This is a genomic window from Streptococcus intermedius SK54 = ATCC 27335 (assembly GCF_000413475.1).
Classification (GTDB): domain Bacteria; phylum Bacillota; class Bacilli; order Lactobacillales; family Streptococcaceae; genus Streptococcus; species Streptococcus intermedius.
Window position 1 is genome coordinate 51,302 of record NZ_ATFK01000003.1, and the last position, 21,649, is coordinate 72,950.

The following is a 21,649-nucleotide window of genomic DNA, read 5'->3' on the forward strand; positions in this document are numbered from 1 at the left end:
TATGAAGCGAAAAAGGATAAAACCAAATACTATTTTGGAATATGTTCTCTTGCTTTTGTTAGCAGCACTCTTTCTTTTTCCAATGCTTTGGATGGTTGTTTCTTCTATGAAGCCAGAGGCAGAAGTTTATAAAAATTTAACAGGTTGGCAGGCCTTTTTGCCAAGTTTTAATCCACTAAATTGGTTTAAACCATACCAAGAAGTATTGGCACGATTTAGTATTTTAACCTATTTGTCTAATAGCTTGTTTTATGCGGGGACTTTTGCTATCGGATCGATTATTATTAATTCACTGGCAGGGTTTGCATTTGCTAAAATAAATTTTTCGGGGAAAAAGTATTTATTTGGATTTTTATTGGGATTGCTTATCATTCCAATGGAAACTATGCTCATTCCTCAATTTACGATTATCAATACTCTGGGGTTGGTCAATAATCGTTTAGCAGTTATTATTCCAGGTTTAGCAAGTATTTTTAATATCTATCTTTTTAGAAATTTCTTTATTGCTATTCCAGAGGAAATTATTGAATCTGCTAGAATGGACGGAGCTAGTATTTTACGTATTTTCTTTCGGATTATGTTGCCAATGTCAAAACCAGCAATTGCAACGGTTGGTGTGCTTTCCTTTATTTCCAGCTGGAATGATTATATTTGGCCTTTAATGGTGTTAACAGATTCTTCAAAATTTTCCATGCAAGTTGCTATTACTACAATCAATACGACACAGCCTGTTTACATCAATCAAGTAATGGCTGTGTTGACCATATCAACTATTCCACTGATTTTGGTTTATATCGTTGCTCAAAAATATATTATCCAAGGTTTAGGTGGATCAGGTACAGGGATTAAGTAGGTAATATATGAAAATAAACATTCAAAAAGCAAACGAATATATAGCTAATCACCGACATAAAGTAGTGAATCAGTACAGAGGCAAGCTTCACCTGTTGCCTCCAATTGGCTGGATGAATGATCCTAACGGGTTTGTCTATTTCAAAGGAGAGTATCATCTTTTTTATCAATTTCACCCTTATGATAGCATTTGGGGGCCTATGCATTGGGGACATGCAAAGTCGAGAGATTTGGTCCATTGGGAGGAATTACCAGTTGTCTTAGCACCAAGTGAAACTTACGACCAAAACGGTTGTTTTTCAGGTAGTGCATTGGTTGTAGATGATAGATTGGTACTTATTTATACAGGCCATGTTGAAGCTGGTGAGGAGCGGATAGAAACCCAGTGTATTGCGACATCTAAAGATGGTATTGTTTTTGATAAATACGTTGGTAATCCTGTTATCTCACAAGAACAAATTCAAAGAATTGCGGATATTGCAGATTTTCGAGATCCGAAAATGTTCAAATATGGGAATATCTATTATACTGTTGTAGCTTCTAAAACAGCTGATTCACGAGGTCAAATTCTTCTATTTGAATCAACAGATGGTTTCAATTGGCAATTCAAATCCGTTCTTCTGGAAGGAAATCAGGAAGAAGGAATCATGTGGGAGTGTCCAGATTTATTTGAATTAGACGGTAAATGGGTGCTTATGATATCACCAATTGAAATGAAACGGCAGCAATATCAGTATTGGAATATCAATTCAACGCTGGTCTTTATTGGGGAAATAGATTGGAAAATTGGACGCTTTAAAGTCGAACATCAACACGAAGTGGATGGTGGTTTGGACTTTTATGCTCCACAGACCTGCGTGAATGATACAGGAGAGCGATATCTGGTTGCTTGGATGCAAATGTGGAATCGGACCATTCCTTCTCACGAACTGGGACATGGATGGTCTGGCATGATGACCTTGCCTCGTAAACTTTCCATAAAAAACAATTGCTTGTATCAAGAAATTCCTCGTAGCCTATTTCAACAATTGGATGTACAGGGGAAAATTATTTTATCCGATAAAGAAGCTGTTTTGCGTCTTGAAAACAGTGTGAGACAACAGCAGTATATTCGTCTAGAATTAGAACAATTAGGTGATTTTGAACTTCAATATGCTAAAAATGAGCATAATCAATTCATTAAAATTGCTTATTCTCAAAAAAATCAAATATTAGAATTCAGTCGTGTAGGAGTGGGGTATGCAATTAAAGGAAAAGAAGAGCCGTATTCTGATACTCGCTATATGAGGTTAACATCATTGGACGAACCATTTATATTAGAACTTGCCCGCGATACAAATTCTTTAGAGTTGTTTATAAATGGTCAGACTATGTCTATGACTTTTTATGAAAAAAAGTTTGCCCATGATTTAGTATTGAAAAGAGAAAATAACTTTATAAAGGGGTGTTTAGAATTATATAATATTTCTTAACTTCTGCGATCTTTAGTTTATAAAATGCTTCTTATAAAATAACCCAATCGTTTTTCGATTGGGTTTGTGTGTATAAAAGTGAATAATTCATATAGTTCTCTACTAACTTTATAAATTCTGTTTAAAAAAATAAACTGTTTTTCTCCAAGAATCAATGCTATCTTGGAGCAGTCTTTCCCAAGGAATCTGATGATATCGATGATTTCCTTGATAAGCAACAGTTAACATATGTCTGCTATTGGGATATATAGCTAAATCTGAGACATATTTTTGATTGACCTTTTTCAGAATATTTAAAGAAGCTTGATAAGCTGGCCAAATTTCGTCATTTGGAGATGCAATTAGTAAAATATTAGCTTGTATTTTTTCTACAGGAATGATACTTTGTGGATTGAAACTACAAAGTTGCTTAAAGAATCTTTGTTTTATTAACTTTATAATGGAAAAAGCTGTGTAAGGCAGTTCGTTATTATGATAAGTCCAAGAAGAGGCCTTTGAATTTTTGTACCCTTTCAATCCTTCTAAAACTGCCATAGATGGGGAATTTAATACTAAGCAATGAATATCCGAAAACAAAGAGGCGGCAACTAAGGCAAATTCAGCTCCTTTTGAACGACCATATATTCCTATCCTATCAGAAGCAATATCGCTTTTTCCTTTAAGGAAATCAATTGCCTCTTTAATAATTTCTAACGGAATTTGATTTAGATTTTGATGTACCCCATCTAAGCCAAAATAAGCAAGTGCTAAACAGGCGAAGCCATGATTTGATAATAGCTGAGCGATGTTTTGGGCTTTTTCAATTCGACCATCACTTCCGCTAAGTACGATGATAGCAGGCATTTGTTGTTGATTCTTTCTACAGAAAAGGCGACCAATTGCTTGTTTAAATTGTACTTCATGGTAGTTGGTGTCTGGATCCAAATAATACCTTTCAAATTGAATTTCTTCTAGTATTTCTTCTTTTTGAATTACTTGAATTTGTAGATGAAAGCTAGGAAATAAGGGGATGTTTTTGATGTTTTTAGATAATTTCTTCTTTTCTTGACTTGTTGGTTGGAGATTGAAAAATAACCCCATTTCGCTTACTCCTGTGTAAGAACCAGAGATAGCAGGAGTTTTGTTTAGAGAGATGCTTCCTTTTGCGTTTGTCAGAAAAATAGCTTGAGACTGCCAAATAGTATCAGGAGATAAAGCCATTGATGTATTAATATTATAATAATCTCGACTAATCATTCGGACAGTTGCTTCTTGATAAGGATGTAAACCAGTAATTCTGATATTAAAAGGTGAGTCAGCAAATAAATTAGGACTTTCTACAAAAATTTTTACAACCATTTTAACCTCCCTCTGTTAAGTGCGTTTCACACAGTAATAAAAACAATTAATCTAACCAGGGTAAAGTTTCCCATAGTAATTTTGTTTCTTTCATTAAGTTTTCAAATGAATCAATTATCTCGGGGGGATAATTATTCAAAATTTTTAACAGTTCTTGACTAAGATATTGCTGTTGCTCTTTATGAATTTTTAAAATTTTTTGACCTGTATCGGTTAGAACCAATTGATATCCGATTTTAGAGGTGCGAGATGGTAACTTTTTGACAAGATATTTTGTTTCTAATCTTTTTATCATCTGACTAATTGCAGAACGAGAAATATTTTGAAGTTTAGAAAGCTCTATCATGGAAATCTTATTATTTTTGCCAATTTCAACAATTGTATGAACTTCTGCAAGGGTTAAATTTTTAAATGCTTTAATCCAATGTTGCTGCTTTTCCAATTGTAAATAGGCTTGTATGAACGATTGAAATAATTGATTGAAAGAATATAGTTCTTTTTTATTCATAGCTCCTCCTTGTTAAGCTGCTTAACATTATAACAAAATCTTTGTATAGAAGTCAATAGAGTAGGCTTCTATCTTGCGAATGTTTAGATCATATCTATGAAATACTTGTTATTTTTTAGTACTTTGTGTAGTTTAGCAAGCTCATTGAGGAAGGATCAGCTTGAAGTCTAGGAAACTAGGCTTTTTACACTTTTATGAATTCTGTCAATGATTTTTTATAGATAGTTTGGTATAATAAACATTACAAATGAAGAAGAACTATAGGGGAAGAAAGGAGAGAAATGGCTGAGTATTTATCTGTATCGACCTTGACTAAATATTTAAAGTTAAAGTTTGATAAAGATCCTTATTTAGAGCGGGTTTATTTGACAGGAGAAGTTTCCAATTTTCGCAAACGTCCGAATCATCAGTATTTCTCTCTCAAAGATGAAAAGGCTGTTATTCAGGCAACAATCTGGGGCGGAGTTTACAAAAAGCTAGGTTTTGACTTGGAAGAAGGCATGAAAATCAATGTTGTCGGCCGGATTCAGCTTTATGAGCCAAGTGGCTCCTACTCTATTATCATTGAAAAAGCGGAGCCCGATGGTGTAGGGGCTTTAGCAATTCAGTTTGAGCAGCTAAAAAAACGATTAGGGAAAGAAGGCTTGTTTGAGACTCGATTTAAACAAACCTTACCACGATTTCCTAAGAAAATTGGGGTAGTGACTAGTCCTAGTGGTGCAGTGATTCGTGATATTATTACAACTGTTAGCCGTCGTTTTCCAGGAGTAGAGATTATTCTTTATCCAACCAAAGTACAGGGAGAAGGAGCTGCTACTCAGGTGGCAGATAGTATCCGTCGTGCTAATACGCGAAGGGATTTAGATGTCCTTATCATCGGCCGAGGTGGTGGGTCAATTGAAGATCTTTGGTCATTTAATGAAGAAATTGTTGTCCGTGCCATTTTTGAATCTCAAATTCCAATCATTTCAAGTGTAGGGCATGAAACAGATACGACTTTGGCAGATTTTGTTGCAGATAGACGCGCTGCAACACCAACTGCCGCTGCAGAACTAGCAACGCCTGTAACAAAATTGGATCTCTTAGCGCACATACAGCAGCAACAAAATCGTTTGGCTACTGCTACATCTAATCGTCTTACTTATAATCGTGAGCGATGGGGTAAGTTGAGCCAGTCTGTCATTTTTCGTCAACCGGAACGATTATATGATGGCTATCTTCAAAAATTAGATCAATTAAATTTGCGACTCAAGCAACAAATTCGCGAATATTATAGTGAAGGGATGCAGCAAGCAAGGCTGTTAGAACATCGTTTGGAGGCTTTATCTCCCTTAAGGATGGTTCAGACTTATCAAGAACGTGCAGTCCAGTTGGAACGCCTTTTACGTAGCAATACGGCAGTGATTTATGATTACAAGGTAGCAGAAGTCAAGCGATTATCTGATGCATTGCTTATGTTGGATACCAGTCGAATTGTGGCTCGTGGCTATGCGATTGTTCAAAAAGACGACAAGGTGGTGTCGGGTGCCAAAGATATAGAAACAGGTGACAAGGTCAGTGTGGTTATGCGTGATGGTCATCTGGAAGTTGAGGTAAAAAATGTCAAAAGAAAAGAAATTTGAAGAAAATTTAGCTGATTTAGAAGTCATTGTGCAAAAGTTAGAAAACGGAGATGTCCCTTTGGAAGAAGCGATTTCTGAGTTTCAAAAAGGAATGCAACTTTCAAAAGAACTTCAAGCAACCTTAGATAAGGCAGAAAAAACACTAGTCAAGGTTATGCAGGCTGACGGCACAGAAACGGAAGTGGAATGAAACAAGACGAAAAATTGGTTAGAATTGGACGGACTATTGAGAATTTTTATGTTCAAAAGATGGTATCGGCTGATTTGATTGAAGCGATTCTTTACTCGATCAATGCAGGTGGCAAGCGGATTCGCCCTCTGCTGCTTTTGGAATTGTTAGAAGGTATGGGTTTGGAATTGACAGAGGCCCATTTTCAGGTGGCCGCAGCGCTTGAGATGATTCATACTGGAAGTTTGATTCATGACGATTTACCAGCTATGGATGATGATGATTATCGTCGTGGCCGTTTAACCAGCCACAAAAAATTTGGAGAGGATATGGCTATTTTAGCTGGGGATTCGCTCTTTTTGGATTCTTATGCCTTAGTAGCAGAAGCGGCATTACCTAGTCAGATTAGGGCAAACTTAATTGCAGAATTATCTCAAGCTGCTGGAACCTTTGGCATGGTTGGAGGTCAAGTTCTTGATATGCAAGGAGAAGGTCGTGACGTTAGTTTGGAAGAGTTACAGGTTATTCATGCTAACAAAACTGGTAAGCTCCTGACCTATCCTTTTATTGCAGCTGGTTTGATTGCTGAACTAGCAGAACCGCAGCAAGAAAAATTAAGAAAAACGGGTCAATTACTTGGACTAGCTTTTCAGGTGCGAGATGATATTCTAGATGAGACAGCTAGCTTTGAGGACTTGGGGAAGACACCACAAAAAGATGTAGCAGCAGGGAAGGCCACTTATCCAGCTATCTTGGGCTTGGATGGTGCTAAGCATTTCTTTGAAGAACAGTTGAGCGCAGCTGAGATTTTATTAGCAGAAGTAGAAATGGACATAGATTTTTCAGGGTCTGCTATCAGAAAAATAATAGAAAGTTTGAGGCTGAATGACGAAGGAAAGAGTAGATGTTCTAGCTTATAAGCAAGGTTTGTTTGAAACGAGAGAACAAGCTAAACGAGGGGTCATGGCAGGTTTAGTTGTTGCCATTGCCAATGGTCAACGTTTTGATAAACCTGGTGAAAAAATTGATGAAAGTATGGAGTTGAAACTCAAGGGAGAAAAGCTCAAATATGTCAGTCGTGGTGGTTTAAAATTAGAAAAAGCTTTGCAGGTGTTTGATATTTCAGTTGAGGAGCAGGTCACGTTGGACATTGGAGCCTCGACAGGTGGCTTTACGGATGTTATGCTGCAAAATGGTGCACAGCAAGTCTACGCAGTAGATGTCGGCACGAATCAGCTGGCATGGAAACTCCGTCAAGATGAGCGAGTGGTCAGCATGGAGCAATTTAACTTTCGTTATGCTGAAGCAACTGATTTTGAGAAGATACCTAGTTTTGCCTCCATTGATGTCAGTTTTATCTCGCTTCATCTCATTCTACCAGCTTTGCATAAGGTTTTGGCTAAAAATGGAGAAGTTGTGGCACTCATTAAGCCGCAGTTTGAGGCCGGTAGAGAGCAAATTGGCAAGAATGGAATTGTAAAAGATAAAAAAGTGCATCAAGCAGTTTTAGAAAAAGTAACGGACTTTATGGTTGAAGCCGGATTCTCTGTCAAAGGTCTGGATTTCTCCCCTATTCAAGGTGGACATGGGAATGTGGAATTTCTGGCCTATTTAGAAAAAAGGCTTCACCCCGAAAACCTAGTAAAGCCAATGATTACAACTGTCGTGGAAACAGCACATAAGGAATTTAAGGATGAATAAAAAAGAAAGATTAGAAAAAATTAGACATTTTGTGTCGGACTATGAAGTTGGAACACAAGAAGCCATTGTAGAATATCTGAAACAATCGGGAATCACAGCAACACAGGCAACCATTTCACGAGACATTAAAGAGTTGGGAATTGTCAAAATTCCGCAGAAGGATAACACCTATATCTATGAATTACCAAAATCAGCTAGTACAAGCTTAAAATTAGCGGATAACAATATTTTAGACTCTGAGTTGTTAAGAAATATGATCAACCTTCGCCTTGTCCCTGGAAGCACAGCTTTTGTGAAGCGACAAATTGTAGAAGATTTTTCTGATGACATTTTTAGTATTTTAGCGGATGATGACACAATCCTCCTTATTTTCCGTAATGAAGAAATGGCTCATAAGGTATTGGAAGAGATAAAAAATTGGTAGGTAGCCTATGTTACTTGAAATTTCCATTAAAAATTTTGCAATTATTGAAGAGGTTTCTCTCAATTTTGAGCAAGGCATGACCGTTTTGACAGGTGAAACGGGTGCTGGGAAGTCTATTATCATTGATGCTATGAATATGATGTTGGGAAGCCGAGCAACAACAGATGTGATTCGTCATGGCGCGCCAAAAGCTGAGATTGAAGGAATGTTTGCGATTGAACAGAGTAAAGCTTTGATTGAAATCTTTGAGCAGCAAGGGCTTGATATGACAGATGAGTTGATTATTCGACGAGAAATTTTCCAAAACGGTCGCAGTATCAGCCGTATTAATGGTCAAATGGTCAATTTATCCGTTTTGCGATCGGTTGGACAGCATTTGGTGGATATTCATGGTCAGCACGACCAAGAAGAGTTGATGCGTTCCCAGTTACATATTGCTATGTTGGACGAGTTTGGAGATGAAGTATTTTTTAAACTCAAAGCGGATTATCAGCAAACTTTTGATCAGTATCGTCAGTTGCGTAAGCAAGTCATAACGATTCAGAAGAATCAAGAAGAAAATAAGGCGCGAATTGATATGCTGGAATATCAGATTGCAGAGATTGAGGCGGCTAATTTAAGAGCTGGCGAAGATTTGGCATTAAACCAAGAACGCGATAAATTACTCAACCATAAGCAGATTGCAGACACTTTGACAAATGTCTACGCTATGCTGGATAATGAGGAATTTTCGAGTTTATCTAATATTCGAGCTGCCATGAATGATATGGAAGCTATCGAAGAGTACGATGTTACTTACAAAGAAATTGCGACTAGTCTTTCTGAGTCTTACTATGTACTGGAAGACGCAACAAAGCGTTTGGAAGACATTCTAGATAACATGGATTTTGATGGTGATCGTCTCTTAGAAATTGAAAGGCGTCTAGATCTGATTTATAGCATTACTCGTAAATACGGTGGGCATGTGGATGATGTGTTAGCTTATTTAGAGCAAATTTCTAAAGAATATGCGCTTCTGACTGGAAAGAATCTCTCATCAAATGATTTGGATCAAGAGCTGAGAAAGCTAGAGAAAGATTTGGTCTCTCTAGCAGGTCGTCTGAGTCGGGAACGGCACGAATTAGCCCAGCAATTAGAAGCAGAGATTCAGCAAGAATTAAAAGATCTCTATATGGAAAAGGCGAATTTTCGAGTTCAATTTACCAAAGGAAAGTTTAGCCGCGAGGGAAATGAGCATGTTGAATTTTACATTTCGACTAATCCGGGCGAAGATTACAAACCGCTCGTTAAGATTGCCTCCGGTGGTGAATTGTCACGTTTGATGTTAGCAATCAAGTCTGCTTTTTCTCGTAAAGAAGGCAAGACAAGCATTGTTTTTGATGAGGTAGACACAGGCGTATCTGGACGTGTTGCGCAAGCTATTGCTCAGAAAATTCATAAAATTGGCTCCAATGGACAAGTTCTTGCCATCTCGCACCTGCCACAAGTGATTGCTATTGCAGACTATCAATTTTTCATCGAGAAAATATCAGATGAATATTCAACCGTTTCAACAGTTCGCTTGTTGTCTGATGAAGAGCGTATCGAAGAGATTGCTAAAATGTTAGCGGGTGAAAATGTGACTGAAGCAGCTCTCACTCAGGCTAGAGAACTATTGAAACAGTAAATAGGCTGACGTTGTTTGTCTCCTTCGTTATGCCAAAGTTCTGGTATAATGCCCCTGGATATTTGTATAATCTAATTTTTACAAAGTTGCTTAAGCACCTAGAAGGCTGCTAAGTCAGCAATGGAATAAAACGAAGTTTTCGTCAAAAGCACTCTTCCAAATTTGGAAGAGTGACTTGCTTCGCAAGTTTTATCTGTAACTTTAAAGTAGTAGTTTGAGTAGTTCGTTTCTGCACCAGTTGTTTACTATACAAGAGGCTTTGAAGTTGGAGACTTGCGTTTCAATCTCTTCTTTTATCAGGAGGAAAACCATGACAAATTATTTTGTAATTGGAGATGTACATGGAAAGGCAAATATGCTAAAAATGCTACTCAAAAAATGGGATGGAAAAAGCCAGCTCATTTTTTTAGGAGATTTGATTGACCGTGGTGAGGATAGTAGAGCAGTTTTAGAGTGTGTGAAGAACCTTGTTGTAAAGCAAGGAGCGATTTGCATTTCTGGAAATCATGAGTATATGTTTCTAACTTGGTTAGATAATCCCGAGAGAGGATATGAACATTATCGCCGTAATGGTGGAGATACGACAATCAATTCCATTTTAAGACGACCTTTAGATACTCCTGTTGATGGAGTGGAAGATGCTAAGCGCGTATTAGAAGAGGCACCAGATCTCGTGACTTTCATCCGTCAGATGCCCTTCTTTGTTGAAACAGAACAGTATATTTTTGTGCATGCCGGTATTGATTTAGATTTGAAAGATTGGCACCAAACTAGTGATTATCAAAAGGTTTGGTTGCGTGAACCCTTTCATCAGGGATACAATCAAACCGGAAAGACAATCGTATTTGGTCATACCCCAACTTTTTATCTTTTTTCTGAGAGACCTGGGACAAGTCGCCTTTGGAGAACGCAGGATCAAAAAATTGGTATGGATGGTGGAGCTGTTTATGGTGGGGTTCTCCATGGAGTTTTATTCGGAGACGAGGGCATTTTAGAACATTATTTCGTCAAAAAATCATACATTGGTGGTTGAAGATAATTGAATGTTGTACAACAAAAGAGTTGAAAGAACTTTTCAAGTAAGTTTTCTTTCAACTCTTTTTGTTTATTTTCCAGCTATATTTTTGACATCTTTAATCATCAATTTAGTAGACTCGAGACCACCACCGCTAAGGTACCAAAGATCCGATGTTAAATTAACAATCGCTTTCTTTTTAGCAGCATTTGTCTCTTGAATTAATGAATTATTCAATAAATCTTTATTCACTGAATTATCACCGCCGATAGCAAGAGTTCGGTTGAGAGAGAAAATAATGTCTGGGTTAATTTGTTTGACACTTTCGAAACTGACCTCTTGACCGTGCCGAGAGTCTTTAATTTTGGCATCAGTGGCTTTGAATTTCAGGGTGCTATAAAGAAATGCAAAACGTGATTTCGCACCAAATGCTGACATTGCGCCCTCGTTCAACATAAGCGTTAAAGCTTTTTTAGTTGACTTTTCATTTGCACTTGCAACACTTTCAATCTCTTTATCTAATGCAGCTAGTTCGCTTTTAGCTTTTTTTGTTCCATCTTCTCCAAAGATACTTGCCAGGGAGAGAATGTTTTGTTTAGTAGACCCCCAGTAATCTTTATTATCTGCTTTAAAAAGGACAGTAGGAGCAATTTCTTTAAATTTCTTAACATACTGTGCCGTACGTGGAGAAGCAATGATTAAATCTGGTTTCAAGGCAGCGATTGCTTCCATATCAGGCTCTTTCATGGTGCCAACATTTTTGATGTTTTTTGAAAGATTTTTCAAGTAAGCAGGCAAGGTTTTCTTTGGGATCCCAGCGAGACTACTTTCCTTTCCTAGAGCCCGAATGGTATCGGCTGCACCAAGGTCAAACGTAACAATTTTTTTAGGATTGATTGGAACTTTAGTCTCCCCTGCTGCCGATTTAATAGAGACTTCACTTGCAGAAGATGAGGTATTTGTCTTTGTGTTTTGTTTATTATGAGCACCACAAGCTGCTAAAAGCACAACAGCAAAAGCTGTAAGGATAGATAACAATAGTTTTTTTGTATTCTGTTTCATCAGAAATCCTCCAAATTTAAATTATAGATATACACAGATTTTTTTCCCGTTGATTTCACCAAGGGTTATGTCCATTTCGTACAATGAATCTAAAGTTTCTTTTTTCATGATTTGTTCTGTCGTACCTTGACAAAAGAGTTTTCCATCTTTAAAGGCGACAATCTCATCCACATATTGACTAGCGATATTGATATCATGAATGACAATAATAATCGTTTTTCCCAGATCATCCACAAGTGAACGCAAGATTTTCATCATGGCAATACTTTGCTTAATATCCAGATTATTCAGTGGCTCATCCAAAAGAATAAAATCTGTATCCTGTGCCAAAACCATGGCAATGAAGACACGTTGCAATTGCCCTCCTGAAAGTGTATCAATAAAGCGATTTCGCAAGTCAAGGATATTCAGATAAATCAAGGCTTGCTCCACTTTTTGAACATCATCTTTTGTTAAGTGATCTTGGCTATATGGAAAGCGCCCAAATGAAACTAGTTCTTCAACGGTTAATTTCGATTGATAGTTGATTTTTTGCTTTAAAATCGTTAGCTCTTTAGCTAATTCTCTAGAATTCCAAGCTTCAATTTCTTTTCCTTTGATACTGAGAAACCCTTGATCTTTTTTGAGTAAGCGACTCATGATAGAGAGAAGAGTAGATTTTCCAGCACCATTTGGTCCGATAAAGGCGGTGAATTTACTGGGAGAAATTCTTAAACGAATGTCGTCTAAGACTAACTCTTCCCCAAATGATTTGCTAATGTTTTCTAATTGCATTTAACGTTTTGCCTCCTTTGCTAACAGATAGAAGAAGAAAGAACCTCCTACTAACTCGATGACCATGCTGACATTAATTTGTAGTTGAAAGATTCGCTCTACCAGCAGTTGTCCGCTGATTAGAAAGATAAAGCCGAGTAAACTGGCCACTAAAAAGAGCCATTTATGCTGGTATTCTTTGATGAGTAGATAGGCTAGATTAGACATCATAAAGCCAAAAAACATCATGGGTCCAGCTAAAGCAGTCGTTGACGAAGTCAGTAAAACAATAGCCCATAGCAGTTTTTTTTGCTCTTTTTCTACCTCTATGCCTAAAATCATAGCTGTCTTTTTATCTAAACGGAAGACATTGAGCACAGCATTCTTTTTCAGTACATATAGACTGACTAGTCCGATGATGACAGTAGCAATCAGAACAATTTCCATATTCATTCGTTGAAATGAAGGAAATAATTTTGTTTGAAGCTTATCGTATTCGTTAGGATCCATCAATACTTGCAGAAAGGTACTCGTACTTCTAAATAGTGTGCCTAATGCCATACAGATGAGTAAGATGAACACAAAACCTTGTTGTAACAGTTTTTTAATCATAGGCTGCAAACAAAGGAAAAATCCACATTGAATACTCATAATGATAATAAACTCAAACAAGGGATTTGATATCTTTCCAATAAACTGATTGGCAAAAAATAGATAGACAGTCTGCATGAGCACGTAGAGAGCATCCAGGCCTAGGATACTTGGTGTTAAAAATCGATTTTCAGTAATCGTTTGGAAACTGATTGTTGAAAAACTAGCAGCAACTGCAATGATTAGATAGGCCAATAACTTTTGCGATCGCAGTTTTATGATAAAGCCTGTCAAAGGATACTCTGTTGGCATCAGGTAGAAAAATATAGCTACTATAGCCACAAAAAGTAGCAAGATGATGAGCCCTCTTGTTTGGATTTTCATTTTATTCATGAGTGGCACCTCGCCATAAAAGATAAATGAATGTTAAACTTCCAAAAATTCCCAGAATCAAACTAACTGAGATTTCGTAGGGACGGATCACCATGCGTGACATAATATCACAGATTAAAATCAAGCCTGCTCCTGTCAGGGCAGTAATACTTTTGATGCGCGTGATATGATCTCCATAAAATTTTCGCACAATATTTGGTACAATCACGCCTATGAAAGGAAGTGAGCCCACTGTAATCATTGTCACACTGGTTGTGAGAGCAATGAGAAATAGGCTCAATCCTTCCATTTGATAAAAAGATATCCCTAGATTATGGCTAGCATCTTCTCCTAGATTCATGATTGTAAAAGTAGCAGACAACCGCCAGACAGCAATCAGAATAACAAAACTCAAAAAAAGCCACTCATATTGATGTGTCTGAATCATTGCAAAAGATCCTTGCGTCCACGATGTCATACTTTGCACTAGATCAAAACGATAGGCAAGAATTTCAGCAGCTGCACTAATGACACCACTATAAATAATTCCGACAAGTGGCAGCAACCATTTTTCCTTGAATGATAATTTTCTGATAAATCTAATAAAAATAATCGTAAAAAAAATAGAAGAGAGAAAGGCGAAGAGCATTTTTTGAGCCAAATTCGCTGTTGGAAAGAAGAAGAGGCTGAGAAGCATACCGAACTTTGCAGCATTTACTGTTCCAATTGTACTAGGCGCCGCAAAATGATTCTGTGTAACAGATTGCATCAAAAGCCCTGCAATACTCATGCTAGAACCTGCCAAAATGATACTAATGGTCCTTGGTAAGCGTGACTCTAAAAACAACAGCCAAGTGTTCGTCTCACCACTAAGTAGTTTATGCCAAGAAAAACTGCTAGCACCAACCATAATTGAAATGAAAGCCAGTATAAGACAAAGAATTCCTAAAAATTTTGTCTGTTTCATTTGTCAACTATTCCCTCTTTCTCTGAAAATTTACTTTAACTTAAGATACTAGAATAGGCTAACAAAAAAACATTAGAGTGTCAATTATTTTCTGAAAATTTAATAATTCTGTCTATTGAGAACAATAAAGAGCTATACACATCTTTTACATATTTTATTCAGAAAAATTATTCCACAAAATATTATTTTTTTGATATAATAAATTAAATAGATAAAAATTATAAAGTAGGGAAAACATGGCAAAAATCAAAATTGTAACGGATTCATCTATTACGATTGAACCGCAAGTTGTAGAGGATTTAGAGATTACAATCGTCCCTTTGTCTGTAATGGTAGATGGTGTTGTTTATTCCGACGCTGATCTGAAAGAAGGAGAATTTCTTCGCTTGATGCAGTCCAGTAGAAATCTTCCTAAAACAAGTCAACCGCCCGTTGGAGTCTTTGCAGAGGTTTTTGAACGATTAGGTGAACATGCTGATAAAATCATTTCAATTCATATGTCCCATGCTTTATCTGGAACAGTTGAAGCCGCCCGGCAAGGTGCTACTTTATCAAATGTTGATGTCACAGTCATTGATAGCTCTTTTACAGATCAAGCTTTGAAGTTTCAAGTGGTAGAAGCTGCCAAATTAGCCAAGGCAGGTGCTGATTTAGAAGATATTTTAGCAAAAATTGAAGAAGTGCGTGAAAAAACGGAACTTTATATTGGTGTATCAACTCTTGAAAATCTTGTAAAAGGAGGTCGCATTGGTCGTGTAACAGGACTTCTCAGCTCGCTTCTGAATATTCGAGTGGTGATGCAAATGAAACAGCATGAACTACAACCAATTGTAAAAGGGCGGGGCGTAAAAACTTTTAAAAAGTGGGTCAATGATTTAGCTGTCAATCTGCAAGATAAAAAAGTGGCAGAAATTGGAATTTCGTATGCAGGGACTGCTGAATTGGCGAACGAGATGAAACAAGTCTTGCAAGAGTATGTGACCATGCCAATTCCTGTTTTAGAAACGGGTTCTATTATTCAAACGCATACGGGAGAAAATGCTTGGGCAGTCCTAGTTCGTTATGAATAAGTTTAATATTTTGTGAAAAATATAAAAAAGTTCGTTTTGTGCTTGACCTAATGGTATTTTTTAGATATGATAATACTTGTTAGGATTAGTAACTACTAATTCATAAAATATTTTGGAGGATTTGTTAAATGGCTAACAAACAAGATTTAATCGCAAAAGTAGCAGAAGCTACAGAATTGACTAAAAAAGATTCAGCAGCAGCAGTTGATGCAGTATTTGCAGCAGTAACTGAATTTCTTTCAGCTGGTGAAAAAGTTCAATTGATTGGTTTTGGTAATTTTGAAGTTCGTGAACGTGCAGCTCGTAAAGGTCGCAACCCACAAACTGGTAAAGAAATCACAATTGCAGCTTCTAAAGTACCAGCTTTCAAAGCAGGTAAAGCTCTTAAAGACGCTGTAAAATAACAGCGATTTAAAAAGCCTATTGCGTCAAGCTTTCTAGCTTGTGCAATAGGCTTTTTTCTATAGTTTGAGGGAGAGGTTTAGCATTTGTTTTGTGTTACAATCATTCTAATACGCATTCTTCTGTTTTCATGATATAATAAAGAAAAATGATTATGAGTGAGTAGGAAATGAGTTTACATCCTTATTTAGAAATTAAAGATCAAAGTGATTATGAAAATGTTATTCAACGATTGAAAAAGAAAGGTGTGCGTATTACAGAAACCAGAAGGGCAGTTATTGCCTATATGATTTGGACGCATGCGCATCCTAGTGCAGAAAAGATTTATCAAGATTTGAGGCCTGAGTTTCCTAGCATGAGCTTAGCAACGGTTTATAATAATTTAAAAGTGCTGACTGACGAGGGGGTTGTGGAGGAAATTAAAATAAAAAATGATAACACGACCTATTTTGATTTTATGGGGCATGAGCATTTGAATATTGTTTGTGAAAAATGTGGGCGAATCGCTGATTTTGATGATGTAGATATTCCAGATATTAAGCGAGAAGCCGAGGAGCAAACAGGCTACAGTATTACAAAAACAAAAGTTTTGATGTATGGAATTTGCTCGGATTGTTTGAAAAACGGCTAAGATTATAGGTGCTATCTAAACAAAGAAAATTTTCAAAAATAGAATATTCTCCCGTTGATACTAGCTTTTTTTGAAAAAATTTTGTAAAATAGAGTAGTGACTGCAATACAGTTTTCAAAAATCAAAGGAGATATCTAATGGTAAAATTAGTTTTTGCTCGCCATGGTGAGTCTGAATGGAACAAAGCTAACTTGTTTACGGGTTGGGCTGATGTTGATTTGTCTGAAAAGGGGACACAACAAGCAATTGATGCTGGTAAGTTGATCAAAGAAGCTGGTATTGAATTTGACCAAGCATATACGTCTGTTTTGACACGTGCTATCAAAACAACAAATCTCGCTCTTGAAGCTGCAGGTCAACTTTGGGTTCCAGTTGAAAAGTCATGGCGTTTGAATGAACGTCACTATGGTGGTTTGACAGGTCAAAACAAAGCTGAAGCAGCTGAAAAATGGGGTGATGAACAAGTTCATATTTGGCGTCGTTCTTATGACGTATTGCCACCAGCAATGGCGAAAGATGATCAATATTCAGCACATACTGATCGCCGTTATGCAAATCTTGATGACTCAGTTATTCCAGATGCAGAAAACTTGAAAGTAACCTTGGAACGTGCACTTCCATTCTGGGAAGATAAAATCGCTCCAGCTTTGAAAGATGGTAAAAATGTGTTTGTTGGGGCACATGGGAACTCAATTCGTGCTCTTGTAAAACACATCAAGCAATTGTCAGATGACGAAATTATGAATGTAGAAATTCCAAACTTCCCACCACTTGTTTTTGAATTTGATGATAAATTGAATCTTGTAAAAGAATACTATCTTGGAAAATAAGTCCAATAAAATATTAAGAGGCTCTGCGTAAGCGGGGCTTTTTGATATTGTACCAAGCTTTCATTCTTTGCTTGTATTTTTTATCAGTATTTTCCATTTTACTTGACTTCATTTTCTTGGATTTGTGGTACAATAAAAGGTAGCATTTTGACTAGAATGAGAGAAAATATGTCTAAGAAAATAAGAAAATTTGATAGTCACTCTATCCCACGACGCTTGAATTTATTATTTGGAATTGTGATTTTATTGTTTATGGGCTTGATCGTTCGCTTGGGCTATATGCAGGTTGTCCATAAACATTTTTATACAAAAAAGTTAGCAACGGCCAGTAAAACCAAAGTGACAACCAGTTCTGTTCGTGGTCAGATTTATGATGCGAGTGGGAAACCTTTGGTTGAGAATACAACCAAGCAAGTTGTTTCCTTTACACGTAGCAATAAAATGACAGCAGAAAAGATTAAAAAAATTGCTCAGAAGTTGCTATCATTCGTTTCTATTTCCAATGTAAAGGTTACTGACCAGCAACAAATAGATTATTATTTAGCAGACAGTGAGATTTATAAGAAAGTTGTTAATCGACTTCCTAAAAATAAAAAATATAGTTCAGATGGAAATCGTTTGGCGGAATCTAAGATTTATAAGAATGCCGTTAAGAGTGTGGATGTGGCTGAGCTAAATTATTCAGATGAAGATAAAAAAACGATTTATTTGTTCAGTCAAATGAATGCCATTGCAAATTTTGAGACAGGAAATATTCGAACAGATGATTTATCGGCTGACCAAATTGCGACAATTGCCTCTAGTTCGAAAGACTTATCTGGTATCAGTATTACCACTAGCTGGGATAGAAAAGTACTAGATACATCTTTAGCCTCTATCGTTGGAAGTGTTTCCAGTGAAAAGGCAGGTCTGCCCGCTGAAGAAGTTAATGCTTATTTGAAAAAGGGTTATTCTCTCAATGATCGTGTTGGAACAAGTTACTTAGAGAAGCAATATGAATCTACTCTTCAAGGGAAACGTGCAGTCAAAGAAATCAATCTTGATAAAAATGGGAATATGGAAAGTGTTAAAAATATTTCCAACGGTAGTAAGGGAAATAATCTGAAATTAACACTGGATTTGGCATTTCAGAATGGTGTTGAAGATATTCTAAAACGATATTTTACGGCCGAGTTAGCTAGTGGACATGCCACTCATTCGGAAGGTGTTTATGCAGTTGCTATGAACCCTAAAACGGGTGCTATTCTAGCAATGGCAGGTCTGAAACATGACATCAATACAGGGAAGTTAACAGCAGATTCTCTGGGGACCATTATGAATAGTTTTGTGCCTGGTTCGGTTGTTAAGGGTGCGACTTTAACAGCTGGCTGGGAATATGGAGCTATCACTGGAAATCAAGTTATGACAGATCAGCCGATTTCTTTTGGAGGTTCCTCTGCAATCACTTCTTGGTTTACACAATATGGAGCGCGACAAATTACAGCTTTAGAAGCGTTGGAATATTCCTCTAATACATACATGGTCCAACTAGCGTTGAATATGATGGGAACGCCTTATTCGCCTAATATGACGATTGATTTGAAAAATTTGAATTCCTCTATGGACAAATTGCGTAAAACTTTTGCGCAATATGGATTAGGAGCATCCACAGGAATTGATTTACCAAGTGAGTCCGAAGGCTATACTCCTAAAAAATATACGTTTGCAAACTATTTAACCAATGCTTTTGGCCAGTTTGATAATTATACACCAATGCAATTAGCTCAGTATGCTGCAACGGTAGCTAATGGTGGTACTCGTATCGCACCACACTTAGTGGAAGGAATTTATGACAATAATGAAAAAGGTGGTCTTGGAAAATTAATTGAAGGAAAAGCCACCAAAGAGTTAAATAAAGTGGACATTTCAAAAGACAATATGGAATTAATTCGTCGAGGTTTTTACCAAGTAGTACATGGCACAAGCGGCTTTACAACAGGGCGTACTTTATCTCAAGGTGAAGCAGTGCCAATCAGCGCGAAAACAGGGACAGCAGAAACCTTTGCAGGTGGAAAAGAAGCCATCAACACCAATGTCGTCGCTTATGCGCCAAGTAATAATCCGCAGATTGCTGTAGCGGTCGTATTTCCACATAACACCAACCTATCTTCAACCGTTAGCCATAGTATAACTCGTGATATTATTAACTTATATCATCAACAACATCCGATGAACTAGAAAGGAACTTATGCTTTATCCAACACCGCTTGCAAAATTGATTGAAAGTTTTTCAAAATTACCAGGAATTGGCATCAAATCAGCAACACGTTTGGCATTTTATACCATTAGCATGAGTGATGATGATGTTAATGAATTTGCTAAAAATTTACTTGCAGCAAAACGTGAGTTAACATATTGCTCTATTTGTGGGAATTTAACGGATGACAATCCCTGTGCTATCTGTACCGATGAGACTCGTGACCAATCGACTATTTTAGTTGTAGAAGATAGCCGAGATGTCTCTGCTATGGAAAACATTCAAGAATATCATGGCTTGTACCATGTTTTGCAGGGATTGATTTCTCCTATGAATGGTATTGGTCCAGATGACATCAATCTGAAAAGTTTAATCACACGATTGATGGATAGTGAAGTGACAGAAGTGATTGTAGCAACTAATGCAACAGCAGATGGAGAAGCAACTTCCATGTATATTTCACGAGTGTTAAAGCCAGCTGGTATCAAAGTGACACGTCTCGCTCGAGGATTAGCAGTTGGTTCTGATATTGAATATGCAGATGAAGTGACTTTGCTTCGAGCTATTGAGAATCGTACGGAGTTGTAAAAGGGTGATAGAGCTTTGTTTAAAAGAAAATGAAAGCTCTGTTTCTGTTCAAAAACAAGCTAAAATATGGTATACTAAAAGGCGATTAAATTTGTAGATTTCTTTTAAGATGAGAAGGTTAGGTATGAAAATGTCAAAACAACAAATCATTCTTCTTTACGGCGGACGCAGTGCGGAAAGAAAAGTCTCTGTCTTATCAGCAGAGAGTGTCATGCGTGCGATTAATTATGACAAATTTTTTGTCAAAACTTATTTCATCACGCAAGCGGGTGATTTTATCAAGACGCAAGAATTTTCAAGCAAACCTGCTGATGATGAAAAATTAATGACCAATGATACCGTCATTGAGAGTCAAAAAATGAAGCCGAGTGACATTTACGAAGAAGGGGCAGTTGTGTTCCCAGTTCTTCATGGCCCAATGGGAGAAGACGGGTCTATCCAAGGATTTCTTGAAGTGTTGAAAATGCCTTATGTTGGCTGCAATATTCTTTCGTCGAGTATTGCGATGGATAAAATCACAACTAAACGTGTGTTAGCTTCTGCTGGTATTCCTCAAGTACCGTATGTAGCCGTAGTGGAAGGGGAAGATGTAGAAGAAAAGATTGCAGAAGTAGAAGTTAATCTGACTTATCCAGTCTTTACTAAACCATCAAATATGGGTTCTAGTGTTGGCATTTCTAAATCTGAAAACAAAGATGAATTGTGTTCTGCTCTTAAGTTAGCTTTTAAATACGATAGTCGTGTCTTGATTGAGCAAGGTGTCAATGCGCGTGAAATTGAAGTTGGTTTATTTGGGAACGAAGGAGCTAAAAGTAGTTTACCAGGTGAAGTGGTGAAAGATGTCGCTTTTTATGATTACGAAGCCAAGTACATTGACAATAAAATTACTATGGATATCCCTGCAAAACTCTCTGAAGATGTTATTGCCACTATGTGTGACTATGCTGAAAAAGCTTTCCATGCAATTGGTGGCGTTGGGTTATCTCGTTGTGATTTCTTTTATACTAATAAGGGTGAGATTTTCCTCAATGAGTTAAACACGATGCCTGGATTCACACAGTGGTCAATGTATCCACTTCTTTGGGAAAATATGGGACTTTCTTACTCTGACTTGATCGAGCAATTAGTCCTCTTAGCCCAAGAAATCTTTGCAAAACGTGAAAAACACTTACTGTGAGAAGATTTTGAGCGAGATGGATTAGGTGCTGTTTCAAGCTTGAAAAGCGAACAAAATTCAAGTTCTACTTTCAACTTTAAAGTTTTGTTCTAAGCAATTAGCCATTAGCGTTAAGATAAGACAGGGATAATATTTTTCCTGCCTTTTCATTTTTTCTGTTATTTTGCTAGATCTTTTAGTGAATCTGTAAAAGTCGGTTTTTC

The 21,649-nt window shown here is 37.0% G+C and carries 22 protein-coding genes; 16 read left to right on the plus strand and 6 right to left on the minus strand.

The annotated features are described in order from the left end of the window. Position 1: 1 nt before the first annotated feature. The gene (locus HMPREF1654_RS04390; RefSeq protein WP_003076941.1) at positions 2-853 is read left to right on the plus strand and encodes a carbohydrate ABC transporter permease; all 852 of its coding nucleotides are present in this window, start codon (positions 2-4) and stop codon (positions 851-853) included. Between the two features lie 7 nt (positions 854-860). Then, the gene (locus HMPREF1654_RS04395) at positions 861-2,324 is read left to right on the plus strand and encodes a glycoside hydrolase family 32 protein (RefSeq protein WP_003076539.1); all 1,464 of its coding nucleotides are present in this window, start codon (positions 861-863) and stop codon (positions 2,322-2,324) included. A gap of 108 nt (positions 2,325-2,432) precedes the next feature. On the opposite strand, the gene HMPREF1654_RS04400 is transcribed toward HMPREF1654_RS04395, so the two are convergent. Together HMPREF1654_RS04400 and HMPREF1654_RS04405 are read right to left on the minus strand one after the other, a co-directional pair. Beyond that, a complete protein-coding gene (locus tag HMPREF1654_RS04400; RefSeq protein WP_003076754.1) occupies positions 2,433-3,662 on the minus strand; it encodes an acyl-CoA thioesterase/bile acid-CoA:amino acid N-acyltransferase family protein in 1,230 nt (409 codons plus the stop codon). Between the two features lie 46 nt (positions 3,663-3,708). Further along, positions 3,709-4,170 (minus strand): MarR family winged helix-turn-helix transcriptional regulator, encoded by a 462-nt coding sequence (locus tag HMPREF1654_RS04405; RefSeq protein ID WP_003076515.1) that lies wholly within the window; start codon positions 4,168-4,170, stop codon positions 3,709-3,711. 281 nt (positions 4,171-4,451) lie between these two features. Between HMPREF1654_RS04405 and xseA the strand changes: the two genes are divergently transcribed. The 7 genes from xseA (at position 4,452) to HMPREF1654_RS04440 (ending at position 10,785) form a co-directional block, all read left to right on the plus strand. Then, positions 4,452-5,792, plus strand: coding sequence for an exodeoxyribonuclease VII large subunit (gene xseA / locus HMPREF1654_RS04410; protein WP_003076702.1), 1,341 nt, complete (start codon positions 4,452-4,454; stop codon positions 5,790-5,792). Further along, positions 5,770-5,982, plus strand: a complete 213-nt coding sequence (locus HMPREF1654_RS04415) for an exodeoxyribonuclease VII small subunit (protein ID WP_003068213.1) — start codon at positions 5,770-5,772, stop codon at positions 5,980-5,982. The genes xseA and HMPREF1654_RS04415 overlap by 23 nt, the downstream gene beginning before the upstream one ends. Then, complete coding sequence (locus tag HMPREF1654_RS04420; RefSeq protein ID WP_003076895.1) at positions 5,979-6,881, plus strand: polyprenyl synthetase family protein; 903 nt, start codon at positions 5,979-5,981, stop codon at positions 6,879-6,881. The genes HMPREF1654_RS04415 and HMPREF1654_RS04420 overlap by 4 nt, the downstream gene beginning before the upstream one ends. Continuing rightward, entirely contained in the window at positions 6,847-7,662 is an 816-nt protein-coding gene (locus HMPREF1654_RS04425) for a TlyA family RNA methyltransferase (RefSeq protein ID WP_003076365.1), read from the plus strand. Before HMPREF1654_RS04420 ends, HMPREF1654_RS04425 begins: the two co-directional genes overlap by 35 nt. Continuing rightward, positions 7,655-8,086: an arginine repressor gene (locus tag HMPREF1654_RS04430; protein ID WP_003076987.1), complete on the plus strand. Its 432-nt coding sequence runs from the start codon at positions 7,655-7,657 to the stop codon at positions 8,084-8,086. Before HMPREF1654_RS04425 ends, HMPREF1654_RS04430 begins: the two co-directional genes overlap by 8 nt. A gap of 7 nt (positions 8,087-8,093) precedes the next feature. Then, on the plus strand, positions 8,094-9,752 hold the full coding sequence (gene recN / locus HMPREF1654_RS04435; protein WP_003071995.1) for a DNA repair protein RecN: 1,659 nt from the start codon (positions 8,094-8,096) through the stop codon (positions 9,750-9,752). Between the two features lie 310 nt (positions 9,753-10,062). Further along, on the plus strand, positions 10,063-10,785 hold the full coding sequence (locus tag HMPREF1654_RS04440; RefSeq protein ID WP_003076446.1) for a metallophosphoesterase: 723 nt from the start codon (positions 10,063-10,065) through the stop codon (positions 10,783-10,785). 72 nt (positions 10,786-10,857) lie between these two features. Here the strand turns inward: HMPREF1654_RS04440 and HMPREF1654_RS04445 are convergent, their stop codons facing one another. From HMPREF1654_RS04445 to HMPREF1654_RS04460, 4 genes are read right to left on the minus strand one after another with little or no spacing between them, the layout of a single operon-like run. Then, on the minus strand, positions 10,858-11,829 hold the full coding sequence (locus HMPREF1654_RS04445; protein WP_003076389.1) for a siderophore ABC transporter substrate-binding protein: 972 nt from the start codon (positions 11,827-11,829) through the stop codon (positions 10,858-10,860). A gap of 21 nt (positions 11,830-11,850) precedes the next feature. Then, on the minus strand, positions 11,851-12,603 hold the full coding sequence (locus HMPREF1654_RS04450) for an iron ABC transporter ATP-binding protein (protein ID WP_003072001.1): 753 nt from the start codon (positions 12,601-12,603) through the stop codon (positions 11,851-11,853). Continuing rightward, a complete protein-coding gene (locus HMPREF1654_RS04455) occupies positions 12,604-13,566 on the minus strand; it encodes an iron chelate uptake ABC transporter family permease subunit (RefSeq protein ID WP_003076294.1) in 963 nt (320 codons plus the stop codon). Further along, positions 13,559-14,512, minus strand: a complete 954-nt coding sequence (locus tag HMPREF1654_RS04460; RefSeq protein ID WP_003072006.1) for an ABC transporter permease — start codon at positions 14,510-14,512, stop codon at positions 13,559-13,561. Before HMPREF1654_RS04460 ends, HMPREF1654_RS04455 begins: the two co-directional genes overlap by 8 nt. Before the next feature lie 236 nt (positions 14,513-14,748). Between HMPREF1654_RS04460 and HMPREF1654_RS04465 the strand changes: the two genes are divergently transcribed. The 7 genes from HMPREF1654_RS04465 (at position 14,749) to HMPREF1654_RS04495 (ending at position 21,446) form a co-directional block, all read left to right on the plus strand. Beyond that, positions 14,749-15,582, plus strand: coding sequence for a DegV family protein (locus tag HMPREF1654_RS04465; protein ID WP_003076577.1), 834 nt, complete (start codon positions 14,749-14,751; stop codon positions 15,580-15,582). A gap of 128 nt (positions 15,583-15,710) precedes the next feature. Next, entirely contained in the window at positions 15,711-15,986 is a 276-nt protein-coding gene (locus HMPREF1654_RS04470) for an HU family DNA-binding protein (RefSeq protein ID WP_003036014.1), read from the plus strand. Between the two features lie 167 nt (positions 15,987-16,153). Beyond that, positions 16,154-16,615: a Fur family transcriptional regulator gene (locus HMPREF1654_RS04475; RefSeq protein ID WP_003076242.1), complete on the plus strand. Its 462-nt coding sequence runs from the start codon at positions 16,154-16,156 to the stop codon at positions 16,613-16,615. A 137-nt stretch (positions 16,616-16,752) separates the two neighbouring features. After that, entirely contained in the window at positions 16,753-17,445 is a 693-nt protein-coding gene (locus HMPREF1654_RS04480) for a phosphoglycerate mutase (RefSeq protein ID WP_003036126.1), read from the plus strand. 156 nt (positions 17,446-17,601) lie between these two features. Continuing rightward, entirely contained in the window at positions 17,602-19,662 is a 2,061-nt protein-coding gene (gene pbp2b, locus HMPREF1654_RS04485) for a penicillin-binding protein PBP2B (RefSeq protein ID WP_014829747.1), read from the plus strand. A gap of 10 nt (positions 19,663-19,672) precedes the next feature. Beyond that, on the plus strand, positions 19,673-20,269 hold the full coding sequence (gene recR / locus HMPREF1654_RS04490; protein WP_003072014.1) for a recombination mediator RecR: 597 nt from the start codon (positions 19,673-19,675) through the stop codon (positions 20,267-20,269). A gap of 130 nt (positions 20,270-20,399) precedes the next feature. Beyond that, on the plus strand, positions 20,400-21,446 hold the full coding sequence (locus HMPREF1654_RS04495; protein WP_037589469.1) for a D-alanine--D-alanine ligase: 1,047 nt from the start codon (positions 20,400-20,402) through the stop codon (positions 21,444-21,446). Positions 21,447-21,649: the final 203 nt, after the last annotated feature.

Bases quoted from the DNA above. Each gene is read 5' to 3' on its own strand.
- HMPREF1654_RS04390 (WP_003076941.1), top strand. From the start codon at position 2: ATGAAGCGAAAAAGGATAAAACCAAATACTATTTTGGAATATGTTCTC.
- HMPREF1654_RS04395 (WP_003076539.1), top strand. From the start codon at position 861: ATGAAAATAAACATTCAAAAAGCAAACGAATATATAGCTAATCACCGA.
- HMPREF1654_RS04400 (WP_003076754.1), bottom strand. From the start codon at position 3,662: ATGGTTGTAAAAATTTTTGTAGAAAGTCCTAATTTATTTGCTGACTCA.
- HMPREF1654_RS04405 (WP_003076515.1), bottom strand. From the start codon at position 4,170: ATGAATAAAAAAGAACTATATTCTTTCAATCAATTATTTCAATCGTTC.
- xseA (WP_003076702.1), top strand. From the start codon at position 4,452: ATGGCTGAGTATTTATCTGTATCGACCTTGACTAAATATTTAAAGTTA.
- HMPREF1654_RS04415 (WP_003068213.1), top strand. From the start codon at position 5,770: ATGTCAAAAGAAAAGAAATTTGAAGAAAATTTAGCTGATTTAGAAGTC.
- HMPREF1654_RS04420 (WP_003076895.1), top strand. From the start codon at position 5,979: ATGAAACAAGACGAAAAATTGGTTAGAATTGGACGGACTATTGAGAAT.
- HMPREF1654_RS04425 (WP_003076365.1), top strand. From the start codon at position 6,847: ATGACGAAGGAAAGAGTAGATGTTCTAGCTTATAAGCAAGGTTTGTTT.
- HMPREF1654_RS04430 (WP_003076987.1), top strand. From the start codon at position 7,655: ATGAATAAAAAAGAAAGATTAGAAAAAATTAGACATTTTGTGTCGGAC.
- recN (WP_003071995.1), top strand. From the start codon at position 8,094: ATGTTACTTGAAATTTCCATTAAAAATTTTGCAATTATTGAAGAGGTT.
- HMPREF1654_RS04440 (WP_003076446.1), top strand. From the start codon at position 10,063: ATGACAAATTATTTTGTAATTGGAGATGTACATGGAAAGGCAAATATG.
- HMPREF1654_RS04445 (WP_003076389.1), bottom strand. From the start codon at position 11,829: ATGAAACAGAATACAAAAAAACTATTGTTATCTATCCTTACAGCTTTT.
- HMPREF1654_RS04450 (WP_003072001.1), bottom strand. From the start codon at position 12,603: ATGCAATTAGAAAACATTAGCAAATCATTTGGGGAAGAGTTAGTCTTA.
- HMPREF1654_RS04455 (WP_003076294.1), bottom strand. From the start codon at position 13,566: ATGAATAAAATGAAAATCCAAACAAGAGGGCTCATCATCTTGCTACTT.
- HMPREF1654_RS04460 (WP_003072006.1), bottom strand. From the start codon at position 14,512: ATGAAACAGACAAAATTTTTAGGAATTCTTTGTCTTATACTGGCTTTC.
- HMPREF1654_RS04465 (WP_003076577.1), top strand. From the start codon at position 14,749: ATGGCAAAAATCAAAATTGTAACGGATTCATCTATTACGATTGAACCG.
- HMPREF1654_RS04470 (WP_003036014.1), top strand. From the start codon at position 15,711: ATGGCTAACAAACAAGATTTAATCGCAAAAGTAGCAGAAGCTACAGAA.
- HMPREF1654_RS04475 (WP_003076242.1), top strand. From the start codon at position 16,154: ATGAGTTTACATCCTTATTTAGAAATTAAAGATCAAAGTGATTATGAA.
- HMPREF1654_RS04480 (WP_003036126.1), top strand. From the start codon at position 16,753: ATGGTAAAATTAGTTTTTGCTCGCCATGGTGAGTCTGAATGGAACAAA.
- pbp2b (WP_014829747.1), top strand. From the start codon at position 17,602: ATGAGAGAAAATATGTCTAAGAAAATAAGAAAATTTGATAGTCACTCT.
- recR (WP_003072014.1), top strand. From the start codon at position 19,673: ATGCTTTATCCAACACCGCTTGCAAAATTGATTGAAAGTTTTTCAAAA.
- HMPREF1654_RS04495 (WP_037589469.1), top strand. From the start codon at position 20,400: ATGTCAAAACAACAAATCATTCTTCTTTACGGCGGACGCAGTGCGGAA.